Genomic DNA, 14,973 nt, shown 5'->3' on the forward strand with positions numbered 1-14,973 from the left:
GTTAGTTAACCTTTGCGGAGTCGTCCTGAGGGCGAACCATTTTCCAGGATTCGGCCGCGGCTTCCTGTTCGGCTTCCTTCTTAGAAGGTCCGGTGCCCTGGCCATAGGGGTTGCCGCCGATATGAAGGATTGCAACGTAGCTACGTGCATGGTCCGGGCCGGAACCCATGACGCGGTATTCGATGCCGCCCATTTTCTGGGCTGCTGCGACTTCTTGGATGGCCGTCTTCCAGTCGGTTCCGGCGCCCAAGACATCAACATCGTGGAGCAGCGGGAGGATCAGGCGCATGACCATGTCCCGGGCAACTTCGACGCCGTTGTTCAGGAAGGTGGCTCCGATAAGCGATTCCATGGTGTCAGCCAAGATGGAGGACTTGTCCTTGCCATTGGTCAGGATTTCTCCTTGACCCAGCAAAATGAACTCGCCCACTCCGAGGGAACGCGCGATGCCGGCTAGGGCACGGGTACTGACCACGGCTGAGCGTCGTTTGGCCAGATCGCCTTCGGGAAGGTCTGGGTAATTCTTGTACAGGTGGTCGGTGACGGCATAACCGAGGACCGAGTCGCCCAGGAACTCCAGACGTTCGTTGGTGGGAATCCCACCATGCTCATAGGCGTAGGAACGGTGTGTGAGTGCAAGACGAAGCGTCTCGGGGTCAATAGTGACCCCGAGACGCTTCAAAAGCTCTTCTGTTGAAGGCATGAGACAGACTTAAGCGTCTGCGACCTTGCGACCCTTGTATTCAAGGAACAGCTCGGTGCCTGCAGAATCGGTAACAACCTTCGCCTGGTGCGGCAGGCTGTAGGTAACCTGTCCGTTCTCCATGGTCTTCACCAGGGTAGGCGCGGTTGCCTTCCACTGGGCGCGACGGGCGCGAGTGTTTGAGCGGGACATCTTCCTCTTCGGGACAGCCACGGCTACTTCTCTTCTCTCTCGACTGAATGTGTACTCTGTGTCGCATCCTCTGCGACGATGTCGGTCAGCCCGGCAAGAGCTGCCCAACGAGGATCCAAGACCTCATGGTGATGCTCAGGATCCTCATTCAGGCTTTTTCCACATTCGGAGCAAAGCCCTGCACAGTCTTCCCGGCATACCGGTTGGAACGGCAGTGCGGTCACCACTGCATTCCGGAGTACCGGTTCGAGATCTATACGATCATCAACAACCTGGTACTGGTCAAGATCTTCTTCTTCGGTGAACTCGTGTAAGCCCTCGTAATAATAAAGTTCTTGAATGTCGGCATCGAAGTCATACGCGATGGCTTCCAAGCACCGGCCGCATTCACCGTCGATTTCGACAGTAGCGGTTCCGGAAACTAGAATACCCTCGTGCACGGCTTCGAATCTCAGATCCAGATCAATCTCTGATCCTTCACGAACTCCAATGAGTGCCACACCAATTTCACCCGGCGCGGCGACCACTTCATCAAGTTTCGTCATATTTCCTGGGCTTCGCCCAAGATCCTTGGTCAAGAAGACCAAGGGCGAGCTGCGATCAATCCCGTGTGACGACGATTGATCTGAACGCTTTTCGCTGATGATGACTCCTGTAGAACATAGACCGACATTACATCTTATCCCGATGGAAGTTCAGAACCCAAACGTAGCGCTCCTCCGCATGGCGTTTTGTAGCGCACCACACACTTTCCCACCGGCACTCACCCCAGCAAACCTGAGCCACCGTCTAAGCTACTGGAATGCGTCAAGTCATCAAGTTTAGTGCCTCAATTAGTGCCTCAATGGGCCCCGTGGCCGCCAAAATTCGTTCAACACTGGCGGAACCCGCTGCGCGCAAGGCACTGGCCAGTCAAGAACCGATGCCAGCAGCCGTTCCTTTTGCGCTGTACTTCTCCGATGCACCCCGCGGGCTGTACCAACTCGAACAGTGGCTGTTTCCCCTGAAACAGCTGGCAACTTCCGTGGGCCCGGTGGCCATCATGGCGGGAAACATGCTCACCGCTTTGTCCCTACGCAAGCTCACCGACCTGCCGATCCTGCTGGCCACGTCTTCGGCAACCATCGAGAATTTTGTGCGGTCTCGTTCGGTTGACGTGATCTTCTACGTGAACAACAACCAGGCCAATTTCACCACCTTGCGCATTAACGGGCCCGCCCATGTCCACCTGAGCCATGGCGAGAGCGAGAAGTCCTCCATGACTTCGAACCAGCTCAAGGCCTACGACTTCTGTTTCATCGCCGGGACCGCATCCCGGGACCGCATACTGGCGAACGTCCCACGCTTTGACCCGGCCAAATTGGTTCACATCGGACGCCCCCAACTGGATAGGCTCGAAACGCCGCAAAGTTGCGAGGGACTCAGCCCGCTGAGCGTGTTGTATGCGCCGACCTGGGAAGGCGATAGTCCGGCCATGGCTTACGGATCCGTAGCCGCTCCCGGCGCAGAGCTGGCGGCCCAGATTCTTGATGACGCCCGGTTCCGCCTGGTATATCGACCACATCCCAAATTGGGCTCGCTCTCCCCTACACACCGGGCAGCCGACCAGAAGATTCGCGCCGGCATCAGGCGCCAGGCAGCAGCAGGGTTTACGCATCGCGCCGCCCTTGATGAGAACCGCAATCCCCTTGAATCCATTAATCGGGCTGGGTTGGTCATCACCGATATTTCCGCCATGGCCATGGACACCATTGGGCTCAATAAGAAGCTGCTTGTACTCACTCCCCCCACCTTCACCGCCGATAAAGCCCGCGAAATGCCCATGCTGGCCGCCATCAAGCACTGGGAATCGCTTCCGGCGGAACCGCTCGAACAGTTATTGAACATCGCCCATGCCCCGGTGCCCGATGCCCAGGTGCAGTACCGGGATCACGTTTTTGGATCCGAGGCGATCGGCACGGGAACCGAAAGATTTATTGCCGCATCTGCCAACTTGCTGGGCTAAACGTTCGATGGACGCCGTCGCTGCCCACCAATAAGACGCACAAGGCCCGATATGCTGTATCAATGACCAATCGAATGAATCACGCACAGCTGCCGCAGGGCGACTACTACATGATCACCATGCAAATTGCAGATTCGTTTGGTGGTTTAACTGCCGCAATGCTTGAGCGAGCCAAGACCTTTGTGGAAATCGGTGGTGTCAAGGCCACGATTTTGACCTTTGATGCCCGCCCCAGCTACGAGGTGGTGCGCGAACGCATGCTCAGAGAGCAACGCATCACCCCGGCCGTGGCGATCCTCAATCTCCACGAGTCTCTGCGATCACAGGTTCCCGCCGCGGGCGCACCGGTCTTCACGTCCGAGGGCAGCACCGAGGGCAGCTGGGATGTTGATGATTCCGGCCAGCCGTTCTGCTATACCGTGGTGGATCAGGTTTCCGGGCAACCAGCAACACTGACGTTCACCACCCCCGAGGGTGTGGCCTATCTCCACGAAGAACGCGGATATAACCCCAAGGGCGAACGCGTCTCGCGCACCTTCACCCGCTATAGCCCCCACAGTGTTGAGAGTTACGCCAACGCCGGGGACCTCTACCGAGCCTGGTTTGACGAGCTTCGTTCCGAGGCCGCCACCTTCTTGATCGTTGACTCGAAGTTCTCGGCCACCCACTTTGCCCACTATGAACGTCCCGGCACCTACAAGTTCCACGTTCAGCACGGATACCATTCGGTTGCGGCCGGTCATGCCATCACCGCAGCATTGACCCCACAACGGCGCCCGGTATTAACCCGGCAGGAACGTTGGGACGGGATTATCACCCTGACCGAGCGAAACAAGCAAGATCTTGAAAATCGCTTCGGTCCGGCCAACAACCGCTTTGTTGTATCCAACATCGTTCCGCGTGTTGCCGAATTGCCAAAATATTCGCAACGTGGCCGGAAACGCGGTGTCATGATTGCCCGACTCGCCCCGGTGAAGGACATTCCCTTGGCGCTGCGCATCATGAAACGGGTGCACGACCAGGACCCGGCAGTCACTCTCGACATCTATGGCGGTGGTCCGGATCATCAAGCACTGCTTGCTACCCGTGCCCAGCTCGGCCTTGATGGCGTGGTCACTTTCCACGGGGCCGTACCAGGTGCCGCCAAGCACTTTGATACGGCAGCCTTCACGTTGATGACCAGTAAAAGCGAAATGCAGCCGCTAGTGGTCATGGAGGCCATGGGTCGCGGTTGCCTCCCGGTGGCCCACGATATGCGCTACGGACCGCGAGATTTGATCACCGACGGCACCACCGGCTTTGTGGTGCCATTGCGTGACGAAAGCGCCGCCGCCCAGAAGGTTCTTGCCATCACCTCCCGACGCTTCATGGCATCTCGCATGTCCAAGGCCGCGTGGAAGCAGGCCGAAAACTTTGGTCACGAGGCGGCTCTGGGGCAATGGGCAGCGGTGATCGCCAGCGCCAAGGCGAACGAGGCCGGCCGGATCTTGCCCGATACCCTGAAGGCGTCCGCGGTGCAGCTGACCGAAACGGGCTTAGCGCTCGGACTGCGGATACCGGTACGCACCACGTTGATCACCGGTGACGTGCAGGACCTGTCCTACACATTCTTATGGATGAATCGCACCAGCGGCGCCCAACAGGCCATTCCCGCCACCCGGGTCGGCGATGAGGTGCTGGTGGACAATGCCTTCCCCTTTGAATTGGACCCAACAAAAAACGACGAACCCCTGGATGCCTACCTTCAGATCTCCGGACACAACTTGTCCCGCCGGATCCGCGTCCCGATCGACTCCAACCATGATGAGATCCGCTTCAACGACTACACCAGCTACCGCACCGTAAATGGATACTGGAGCATGAAAAAGTAGTTGCGGCTTCCGCCCCTGCCATGCTGCAGGAGCACCGGTCATCGCCGGATCATGAGACTCTTAGTAGAAATTAACACCCTGGTGAGCAGCAAAAGCCCCAGGCAAGAACAAGCTGTTTAGGAAACATTCCATTGTCTAGCCCCTCGGTGACTACTTCCCCGGCGCGTACACAAACCGTTTTCCGGTTGAGATCCATCGCTGCGATCACCGTGGTGGTGGCCCTGCTGGCCGTCACCTCATTCGCGATGGCCAAGAACGCCGCCGATCATTCGTGGAACTGGTTGCTCTTTGCCTCTTGGGTGGCTGTCTGTTCACTGATCCTGTTCATTCCCAAATTCGCTTCGATTCCCGCCCTGGCAAAATTCACGCCCATCCGCGTGGGCTTCCTTTCCCTGGTTGGCGCCCTGGCCACGGCCCGCGCAGAATCGCTGACCCAAATCATCTTCTCGGCCGCTGCCATCGTCATTGGCCTGATCTCGATCGCCGGTGAGCAGTTGCTGCGTCGCATCGGTCTCGGCGGCGGTCACGCGGTCCTGAATTTGCCCGGCACCGAACCTCTCCCCCGGGTGCTCCGGATGAACAAGTCAATCGTCCTGGGCCAGCTGCTCTTCCTGGGCCTCGGTGTCCTCGCCGCCACCACGGCTCTTTCTGCCGGTTGGTGGCTGCTGGGTGGATCCATCGTGGTTGTGCTCTCGGGCATTCGCGCCATCAGCGTGACCCGCCGCCGCAGGACCAACTACCGGAACGAAAAACGTATTGGTGAGCTGGTGGCCGACTACGCACCAGAATTTGCGATCTACACCGCCCGGCCCGACGATGCCTCCTATCAGGTGGCCATGTGGCTGCCGTATCTGCAGCGCACCGGCAAGAAGTTCATCATCATTACCCGCGCGGAAACTCCGAGCCATGCGCTGGCAGAGCTCACCGATGCCCCCATCATCATGCGTAAGCGGCTCGCCGGTCTTGATGACCTGCTGGTTCCGTCGCTGAGCACCGTCTTTTACGTCAACGCATCCTCCGGCAACGGTGCCATGGTGCGTTACAACCAACTCACCCACGTGTACCTCGGCCATGGGGATTCGGACAAGGCTCCGTCCTACAACCCGACCCACGCCATGTACGACAAGATCTATGCCGCGGGCCCCGCAGCCACTCGCCGCTACGCCCAGCACGGCGTGATCATGGATGAGAACAAATTTGAGATCGTGGGACGGCCGCAGCTCGAAAGCGTCACCATGGCTTCCCGGGGCGTGCGCCCCGACGCCACCGTGCTCTACGCGCCCACCTGGCGAGGGCACGTGGATGAGACCTTCCTGCATTCCATCCCCGTGGCCGAAGGCATCGTTGAGGCGCTTTTGCGCACCGGCAGCACGGTGATCTTCCGGCCCCACCCCTTCAGTTACCAGTTTGCCGAAGATGCCGCCATCATTGAGCAAGTTAAAGCTCTGTTGGCAGCGGATGCCGCCGCCAGCGGACGCAAACATCTGTGGGGCGCCGCCGCGGAGAGTGAACTGGACATCATTGGCTGCATGAATGCATCAGACGCCATGGTCTCGGATGTTTCCAGCGTTGTGTCCGACTACCTCTACTCGGCCAAACCCTTCGCCATGGTGGCAGTGAACGTTCCGGTTGCCGAGTTCAGCACCGAATACCCGATCGCCCGGGCCGCCTATGTGCTTGAAGCCCAGCTCGAAAATCTCGACGACACCCTTCTCGCCATGCTCGGCGAGGACCCCATGTACAACCGGCGACTGGAGCTGCGCACCGACTACCTGGGAGATTTCCCCCAGGAAACCTACGTCGAAGGGTTCATCCAGGCGGCCATCAACACCATCGAATCCGGAGCTCGGCACCCCGATGAACCGGAGGTGTTTGATCAGGAGGTCGAAGACAGCGCGCCGGCGGTCGGCGAGGAGACAGATCCCGAGGCCGAGGATGGATCGGCGGCCGACGCGCAGGCAGACGAGCAGTCCGACGCACAGAATGATGATCCCAGTGATGCACCGGCAGACGAGCCGGTCGACGAGCTCAGTGAGGAAGAACGCGAGGCTGCCCGTGAGGTCGCCCGGCTCCAGCGCAGAGCGCGAGCCAAGCGCCGACGCCTGAAGAACGCGCTCTTGCGCGTGGCCAAGCAATTACTGCCCAACGTCATGGCCGGCCTGGCACTGACAGCGGCGGCCATCGCCAGTATTTCAAGCCTCTGGTTTGTCATCCCGGCGCTGCTGACCGTGGCCTTCTGCGTGTACGTGAACCGCCGCGGATTCCGCAACCAGTCTCGGATGAACCAATTCTTGGGCGCCTTTGCCCCCGCCCGCGCCACGGTTGCCGCCACGCTGGCTCTGGGCCTGCTGGGCCACGGCACCGACTCCGCCGTGGGTGCGGCGCTCATCTTCCTGGGCATCGCCTTGGAAGGACAGGCCGTCGCCGTATGGCGCGCCGCCGGACTGCAGTCGCGCAACCTCCCCGGAACCGAGCAGGCCAAGCCGCTGCCCTACGCCCGTGGACTGGCGGCGATGGTCGCTTCCATCGCGCTGGCGATCATGCTGGTGGTCAGCTACCTGGTCCCGGATCTGGGCTACCTCCACCTGATCTTGGGCATCACCTCCTTCGCTTTGACCGCCCATGTGCTCCTCTCGGGCTTGCGTCGGCGCTACGTCAACCTGGTGCTCGAAGCTCAACTCCCCGAACTTCTCGCCGCCGTTGGACCGCGCTTTATGGTCTATTTCGGCTCCAACGTCGGAGTGTCCTACCAGCTCGGCATGTGGGTCGAGTACCTGGACCGCATCGGCATGCCCTACATCGTGGTCACCCGCGACTTAAAAATGATGCGTGCTGCCGCCAAGGTCACCGACGCTCCGGTCATCTACCGGCGCACCCTGGGATCCCTGGAGACCGTGCTGGTTCCGGGTCTCACCACGGCCTTCTACGTCAATAACGCGGTGAAGAACACACACCTGATCGAACGCCGGGAATTGCACCACATCTGGCTCAACCACGGTGACTCGGAAAAGCCGGCGTGCTTTAACCCGGTGCACGCGATCTATGATGAGATCTTCTCCGCCGGACAGGCAGGCATTGACCGCTATGAGCGCCATGGTGTTCACATCCCGCGGGAGAAGTTCGCCATTGTTGGCCGTCCGCAGGTCGAGGAAATCGCTCAGGGAACCGAAGGTAAGCCACCGCAGACCGTGCTCTACGCTCCCACCTGGCGCGGACCCTACGCCGACTCGGCCGTCTATTCCCTTCCCATGGGAGAAGAAATCGTTCAGGGGCTCTTGGACCGCGGCTGCACCGTCATTTTCCGTGCGCACCCGTTTAACTACAATTTCCCCGATGCCAAGCGCATGATGCGCAGGGTCACTAGGCTCCTGCGGGAAGACGCTGCGGTCACGGGGCGTGAGCACCTCTTCGGGGCAGCCGCCGAGAAGGACATGACATTCGTAGAATGCTTTAACGCCGCAGATGCCATGATCTCGGACATTTCGGCGATGGTTTCGGACTTCTTGTTCTCCACCAAGCCCTTCGCCGTCGTGGCCGTCACGATGGACGAGGCGGCCCTGCACGAGACCATGCCGGCGACCACCAGCGGTTATGTCTTGGAAGGGTCGTTGGAAAACTACGACGACGTTTTGAACAAGATGCTGGGCTCGGACCCGCTGCTCCCCCTGCGGTCCTCGGTCAAGGAATACTACTTGGGCCCGTTTGCGCCCATCGGTTACGCCGATGCCTTCCTGGATGCCGCACGACAGCGCATCACCACCTACCCTGGGGTACTGGTTCCATGAAGACCTTGAAAAACGCTGGGACCATGACGCTGACCTGCATGCTCATTATTCTTTCCCTTGCCGCGCTTCAGGCCTATGGCATGTGGAGTCTTTCGCAATCGGTTGCCGAGACAGTGTTCGCCTTCTGCCTTTGGTCGTTGGCCATGATTCCACTACCCGGCCTTTGGGTACTGGCCACTTTTCCAGGTTTTCCCGTCAGTTCAGGCTTAGGGCTTCCGAAGGTTCCTGAATTCAGGAGGTGGGCTCAGACCTTCACCGTCGCCACCGGACTGTTTAGCCTGGCGAGTGCCGGAGTTCTTTTCGTGAGTGGAAACTCATTGCTCAACATCGTTGCCGCTACCCTCACCACGTTCACGACCGTTTTACTGAGTCTCCGGATGCTGCTTAATTTTAAGGCCATTCCCCACAGAAAGGCCGCCCTGAAGAAGGCGATTGTCGCCTTCGAGCCCCGAGCCATCATCTATACCGCACGCGCCGATGGCGGTGCCTATCAAATTCAGCAATGGCTGCCCATGGTCCTATCAGTCATTCCAAATACCTTAGTTGTGACACGCGATGCAACTGCAGCATCTATTTTGGCGCAGGACCTGCCCACCGGGACCGCTATTGTTAGCTGTCAGGAAAACGCAGACCTCGACTTCGTGATGCTCGGCAGTGCACGAATTGCATTCTATGTAAACTCCGTGAGCAGCAATTCAACGGCGGTTAACTACAGATCTTTGCAGCACGTGTATCTTGGCCACGGAGACTCCGACAAGGAGATCTCTGCCCACCCGGCGCACCGCATGTACGACAAGATCTTTGTCTCCGGGCAGGCGGCCATCGACAGGTACGCTGCCGCCAACATCACCCTTGATGCTGACCAAGCAGTAGTGGTCGGCCGGCCTCAAATGGCCGGGCTCCACAGCATTTCGGCGCCGCAGCGCATCAACACGGTGCTCTACGCACCGACCTGGTCGGGCTATAACCAGGCCTCATCGCTGAGTTCCCTGAAGCGGGCCGAACCCTTCATCAAGGATTGCTTGGCTCGCGGATTGCGCGTCATTTTTCGTCCGCATCCCTTCAGCCTGAAACGCGGTGAAGATGCCAAGTATGTTGAAGCCATCGATGCGCTTCTTTCCAGCGACGGCGGGGACCACGTTGGTTCAATGGGCTCTTCCACGCGTTTACTGACCGATGTGTTCAACGAATCCGATGCGCTGATCAGCGACATTTCAAGTGTGGTCGTGGACTATTTGACCACCTCTAAGCCGATCAGCATCCTGATCAACACCGATGACATCACGGAATTTCGCCGGAAGTATCCGACGGCCGCCAGTGCCTATCTTGCCGATTCTCCCGATTCAGCCGCATGGCGTCACCTCTTCGAAGCCGACATCAGGTTCTCCGAACGCCAGCGATCCGCCACATACTACGTTGCGGATTCCTCGGTCGAGAGTTTTGACCGTGCAGTGCATTCCATTCTTGACTCCATGGCTGCTCCGCAGCCGTCCCGGTAAGAGCCCCTCGGGAGCACCGCTAGCGGAGGCTTTCGGTGATCCAGCAGTGCCCCTCCTTGCAACATTGATACAAAGGTTATTCTCTTGACCAAGCAATCCCAGCAACTCAACCTCAACATCCAGTTGGGCCGGCTTTATTCGCGGGCCGGAAAGTGGAGTCGGGCAGAACGGATGTTTTCTCGAGCGGTTCGCAAGGCGCCCACTGCTGCTTCGTACTATTTCTTAGGCAACTCTCAGTTCCAAACCGCCAATTTTGCCGCTGCCTTAGCCAACACGGAACGGGCCGTCGCGATGGATGCAACAACACCGGCCTGGCTGTTGCGCCTTGGAGTGCTTAATGAGCGCGAGGAACATTTTGATCGGGCCGTCCATGCCTACGAGGCGGCGCTGGCACTGGATCCAAAAAATGCCGCGACGCTGAAGCGGCTCCAACGCGTCCGTAAACGCTTGGCTGCCGAAAAACCAACGGATAGCAGGCAGCCACTCTCCCCGAAGGAAGAGACGCCAACCCACAAGTTTGTGGGGCTGCTGCCCGCCGAGGAGCAGGTACTACGCAAGGGATCTCCCCGCGAGGCTCTGGCCATGCTTGAAACAACTGTTTCCTGGCACCAGGACTCGGCCCTCTGGCTATTCCATCGCGGCCGTGCCATGGTGCAGTCCGGTCATGCGTCCGTCGCCGTACCGCTGCTCGCCCAAGCCCTATTGGCGGATCCCACCGACGCGGAGGTCTCCGCGCTCCTTGACTTGGCGCAACTGTATGCTGGCGAAACCGATGCGCTGCGCGCCAGGATCGAAAGGTTCATGAGTCAGCCTAAGCGCCACGTTGATGACTTTGGCTCGGCGTCCTTCTTTGCCCGCGGTGGTGACCTCACTTCCGCTGCCGCCCTTTTCGAGCAATATAGAATCGTCGCCCCTCAGCTGCCCGCCCTGCATTTTGCGCATGCCGACGTCGCCATGGACTTACTTCAGTGGGATACGGCCGCCGCCGCCCTCATCGCTGGTCTTGAACTCGCACCGCATAATCCCGATCGGTTCTTCGCCCTTGGCCTGTGCCATGAGTACCTGGATCGGTTCACCGACGCAGCAGATGCCTATGCAACGGCCCTCGTCCTTGCCGGCACGAGTAATCCACTGTGGATTCATCGACAGGGATTGGCCCTAAAGCTGGCCGACGACAGTGCGGCCGCGTTGTCGACACTGACATTGATGTTCCCAGAAGTCACCGCCGATCTTCTTGGCACCGAGACAACGAAACCAAACCCCGCCATCGGAGGTCCCACCTCGGTTATTCTCGAAACGAATCTCGAGCACCTGCTAGGCGACCACGATGCGGCACAGCTCTTGGCTGCGGGACAGCGTTTCCTGCGCTTGGGCATGTATACATCGGCAACCACCGCGCTGTTGGCCGCCACCCGGCAGGATCCAACCCAGAACCCGCTGGGTCACTTTTGCTTGGGACTGGCGCACCATGCGATGGGCGAGACCGAGTTGGCGATTGGTGCCTTCCTTGATGCTCACGCGTGGGCACGCCCCCGTCGACTGGAGCTGGCCCTGCGTGGAGAAGCGAAGGCCGCCAACGACGCAACGCAATTTGCCCAGTTCTCTCTTGATCTCCCGCTCCAGGAAGACGTGGTCCTCTTCGAGAGCTACCACGGCAGCAAAATCGACTGTAATCCGGCCGCCATCTACCGCTCCATGCGCGACAATTCCGACTATGACCACTTGCGCTTTGCCTGGGTGATCACGGGCAAAACTCGGGTGCCCGCCGATGTTGCAGCGGATCCACGCGTTAGCTTCATCTTGCGCGCGACACCGTTGTACCGCCGAACCCTGGCCTCGGCCAAATACCTGATCTCCAACGTCTCCTTCCCCAACTACTTTGCCCGCCGTGACGGCCAGCAATACCTCAACACCTGGCATGGCACGCCACTGAAGGCATTGGGACGTGACATCGCGGCCGGCTTCATGGAACACGGCAATGTCAGCCGGAACTTGCTGCAAACCACGCACCTGTTGGCTCCCAATCAACACACCCAGGACAGCTTGATTCACCGCTACGAGGTTGATGGCCTCTTCACGGGGAAAATCGCGCGAGTGGGAACACCTCGAGTGGATCGCATGTTGAGCCAAGACGCCACGACGCGTGACTATCTCTTCTCGCGCCTGGGTCTGATCGATGACGGCAAGAAGATTGTCTTCTACGCACCCACCTGGCGGGGAACCGCAGGTAACCGAAACTTTGACGCCACGCAGTTGGTTAACGATCTCGAAGGCCTCGCCGGTGGAGACTTCCACGTGGTGTTCCGGGCCCACCATCTGGCCGAGGCCGCACTAAAAAACGTGACCCTCAGCGCAACGATCGTTCCAGCCGACATTGATACCTACGACGTTCTGGCCTTGACGGATTTGTTGGTTACCGACTACTCCAGCATCTTCTTTGACTTCCTGCCACTGCGCCGTCCCATTGTTTTCCACGCCTATGACTTGGCCGAATACACCGCCGAACGTGGCTTGTATTTCGAGATGTCGCAGATGCCCGGAGAAATCTCCAGAACCTCGGAGGAATTGCGTACGGCCATCTCCCGTGGACTCGAGCGTGGAATTAGCGATACTGAGTCCCACGAGCGGGCTATTGAACTCTTTGCACCCGCCGAGGACGGGCGGGCAGCCGCCAAGGCCGCTGCGTTCTTCTTTGCCGCGGACAAGTCCCACCTCGTCAGCCTCGCGCAGGATGAACGCCGGGTCGTGGTGATTCGACATAATTTCTCGGACTCGACCACCACCGTTGCGTTACGCCACCTGATTATGGGCATCAATCCGGAGGATATCCGTGTGGTCCTCACCTTTGATCGGGCATCCTTGGTCAATAATCCGGAACGGCAAAAGGACCTAGATTCCCTGCCCGCACACGTGCAGCGTGTGATGCGGGCAGGAGCTACGGTACTCTCCCACGACGAACGATTTGCGCTGGGCATGGTGAAAAACCAAATGGCCATGCTGAATGAAACGCAGGCATCCCTGGCTCGGGTGGCCTTTGCTCGGGAGTACCGGCGTGTCTTGGGTTCCGGCCGCCCTGACTTTGTTCTTGTCCCGGATGCCCACGATCTCGAAGGCCTAGCGATCATGGGGGCTTCGGGCCATGACCAGTCACGGTTCTTTGTCCTGCACCCCGAGTCAACAGAACTGGGGGAAGCGGAAGCTTCAGCCGGGGCCGGCGCCCGCAGGAACCAGCCATGGGAAAGCCCTAGTACCACCATCACGTCACTGATGGACTTCGATGCGGCGCTCACCGAGGGTCAAGAACAACACCGAGCCTAAAACAATGGCGGCTGGCCACTCCCCTGTGGGGAATGACCAGCCGCCATTGTTTGCTCACCCGATTCGGTGTGCCTGGCTTAGATGTCTTCTTGGTTCAGCAGCGAGGCCGGAGACAACGGATCATCTCGGCGCACGTCAATGACGTGACCGGTGCGGCTTCCCACCAACGTCTCCAACGACGCCCGGGCGACTGTCGTTGATGCGAGCAAGGAGTTGGGATCCTCGGCACCAAACGCCTTGGTGCGCATCGGGGTCCCCGTGCGTTCCGGGTTCACGCAGTTCACGCGAATGCGATCCTCCGCCCATTCATCGGCAAGAGCCTGAGTCAGGTTGACCGTGGCGGCCTTCGCCGAGCTGTACAGGCTGTAGCCCGCGCGTCCGCGGGTGTATGAGCTCGAGGTGAAGAGCAGCAGGGATCCCTGGGACGCGGCCAGGGCATCGTGGAAGGCCTGGGCGATGAAGACCGGGCCGAGGTAGTTGATCTCGGTGGCCTGGTAGATCGACTCGTCGCTCTCGTTGCACAGCAGTCCACGCGGAAGTACTCCGGCGGTGTTCACCACAAAATCAACGCGACCTAGTTCGGCCAATACCGCATCGCGGGCAGCAACCACATCGTCGCGGCGGTCTACGTGCGTTTTCGTCGAGGAACGGGAGAAGCTCCGCACGACGCAGCCGTGCTTTTCTGCCGTTGCGGCGATGTCGTGGCCAATGCCGTAGGCACCACCAAAGACGACCATGACCTTACCGCTCAATGCCTCGGTCAGCGTGGTGTCCTCGAGGATCCGGCGACCGTCATCGTTGTACAGCTGGAACAGCTTGTCAGCGATGTAAATGTCAATCGGGTCGGTGACCTTCATGTTGCGCTCTTCGCCCTGAACCACGCCGATGGGAACGTTCGGCGAGTACTTAAGTACCACGCTGCAGTCGTCGGTCGCGGCAAACGCGGAGTCCTGGTTGGCTCCCACATAGGCTTCACGCAAGGTTGAGAGGCGGAAGGCCTGCGGGGTCTGGCCACGGCGCAGTGCCGCACGGGGTGGAACATGGCTGATCTCGGGAAGCGATCCAGCACCCTGCACGACCTCGATGATCGTATCGGCCGAGGGAATGGCTACGTCAACTGCCGCGTACTCATCCAACGCCACAACAACGTCGGAGAGCACACGCTGGGCCAACAAGGGCCTGACGGCATCATGAAGAATAACGTTGCATTCTTCATCGCCCAGGGCGGCCAACGCCGCCTGGGTGGTGTCGTTACGCGTACCGGAGCCCTCAAGCACACGGGTCACCTTGGAGAAGGCGTTCTTCTTGATGATTTCATGAACGCGGTCAAGATAGCCCGGCTTCATCATGACCACAATTTCATCGATGCAGTCACTTTCCTGGAAGACCGCCAGGGTGTGCTCAATGATCGGACGCCCAGCTATCTTGATGAGCTGCTTGGGAATATCCAGGCCAACTCGTTCGCCTACCCCGCCAGCCAGAATGACACCAATATTGCGCATGAGTCTGTAAAACCTCTCAACGTTCGATACGCCACCCCCTCATGCAATTTGATGCATTGAATCAACAGGGAAGCGGCATTGCTTCAACTAAACGGAAT

Annotated in this window: 9 protein-coding genes; 5 read left to right on the plus strand and 4 right to left on the minus strand. The window is 59.3% G+C overall.

The features are described from left to right. Position 1 precedes the first annotated feature (1 nt). The 3 genes from rnc to KUF55_RS10360 are packed head-to-tail and all read right to left on the minus strand — an operon-like array spanning position 2 to position 1,482. Positions 2-703, minus strand: a complete 702-nt coding sequence (rnc, locus tag KUF55_RS10350) for a ribonuclease III (RefSeq protein ID WP_218816575.1) — start codon at positions 701-703, stop codon at positions 2-4. Between the two features lie 9 nt (positions 704-712). Beyond that, the gene (rpmF, locus tag KUF55_RS10355; protein ID WP_132357988.1) at positions 713-916 is read right to left on the minus strand and encodes a 50S ribosomal protein L32; all 204 of its coding nucleotides are present in this window, start codon (positions 914-916) and stop codon (positions 713-715) included. Between the two features lie 2 nt (positions 917-918). Beyond that, positions 919-1,482 (minus strand): DUF177 domain-containing protein, encoded by a 564-nt coding sequence (locus tag KUF55_RS10360; protein ID WP_132357990.1) that lies wholly within the window; start codon positions 1,480-1,482, stop codon positions 919-921. Positions 1,483-1,697: 215 nt separating this feature from the next. Between KUF55_RS10360 and KUF55_RS10365 the strand changes: the two genes are divergently transcribed. The 5 genes from KUF55_RS10365 (at position 1,698) to KUF55_RS10385 (ending at position 13,373) form a co-directional block, all read left to right on the plus strand. Further along, positions 1,698-2,900 (plus strand): hypothetical protein, encoded by a 1,203-nt coding sequence (locus KUF55_RS10365; protein ID WP_218816576.1) that lies wholly within the window; start codon positions 1,698-1,700, stop codon positions 2,898-2,900. Between the two features lie 74 nt (positions 2,901-2,974). Next, positions 2,975-4,771, plus strand: coding sequence for a glycosyltransferase (locus KUF55_RS10370; protein WP_218816577.1), 1,797 nt, complete (start codon positions 2,975-2,977; stop codon positions 4,769-4,771). A gap of 131 nt (positions 4,772-4,902) precedes the next feature. Then, positions 4,903-8,556 (plus strand): CDP-glycerol glycerophosphotransferase family protein, encoded by a 3,654-nt coding sequence (locus KUF55_RS10375; protein WP_218816578.1) that lies wholly within the window; start codon positions 4,903-4,905, stop codon positions 8,554-8,556. Next, positions 8,553-10,055 carry a CDP-glycerol glycerophosphotransferase family protein gene (locus KUF55_RS10380; protein WP_218816579.1) on the plus strand — a complete coding sequence of 501 codons (1,503 nt, stop codon included), beginning with the start codon at positions 8,553-8,555 and terminating at the stop codon, positions 10,053-10,055. Before KUF55_RS10375 ends, KUF55_RS10380 begins: the two co-directional genes overlap by 4 nt. Before the next feature lie 84 nt (positions 10,056-10,139). Continuing rightward, positions 10,140-13,373: a CDP-glycerol glycerophosphotransferase family protein gene (locus KUF55_RS10385; protein WP_218816580.1), complete on the plus strand. Its 3,234-nt coding sequence runs from the start codon at positions 10,140-10,142 to the stop codon at positions 13,371-13,373. Between the two features lie 77 nt (positions 13,374-13,450). Here KUF55_RS10385 and KUF55_RS10390 read toward each other — a convergent pair whose 3' ends face one another. Beyond that, the gene (locus tag KUF55_RS10390; RefSeq protein ID WP_218816581.1) at positions 13,451-14,875 is read right to left on the minus strand and encodes a bifunctional cytidylyltransferase/SDR family oxidoreductase; all 1,425 of its coding nucleotides are present in this window, start codon (positions 14,873-14,875) and stop codon (positions 13,451-13,453) included. Positions 14,876-14,973 lie beyond the last annotated feature (98 nt).

It is taken from the genome of Paeniglutamicibacter sp. Y32M11 (assembly GCF_019285735.1).
GTDB lineage: Bacteria > Actinomycetota > Actinomycetes > Actinomycetales > Micrococcaceae > Paeniglutamicibacter.